This window comes from Duganella vulcania (genome assembly GCF_009857655.1).
In the GTDB taxonomy this organism is placed as follows: domain Bacteria; phylum Pseudomonadota; class Gammaproteobacteria; order Burkholderiales; family Burkholderiaceae_D; genus Rugamonas; species Rugamonas vulcania.
The window spans coordinates 1-332 of record NZ_WWCX01000316.1; the positions used below are offsets into that span (position 1 = coordinate 1).

Genomic DNA, 332 nt, shown 5'->3' on the forward strand with positions numbered 1-332 from the left:
AGCCTGACGATAACCTACTTTCACACTGGTTGCAGCACTATCATCGGCGCAGAGTTGTTTCACGGTCCTGTTCGGGATGGGAAGGGGTGGGACCAACTTGCTATGGTCATCAGGCATTGACTTGTACTAGCGTCGCGTCTTTTTCCGCGCCGCCAAGAATCTGGAGGAAGTATTATAAACGATTTATATCGTTTATGCAGTAAATATTTAGGTAATGAAGTTGTATCAACGAACGTTACAACGTACTTCTCATTCACCACAACCTGCTAAGGTTATAGGGACAAGCCGTACGGGCAATTAGTATCAGTTAGCTTAATGCATTACTGCACTTC

Annotated in this window: 1 rRNA gene; it reads right to left on the minus strand. The window is 44.9% G+C overall.

The features are described 5' to 3' along the window. Nucleotide 1: 1 nt before the first annotated feature. A 5S ribosomal RNA gene (gene rrf / locus GTP90_RS36175) occupies nucleotides 2-114 on the minus strand. Nucleotides 115-332: the final 218 nt, after the last annotated feature.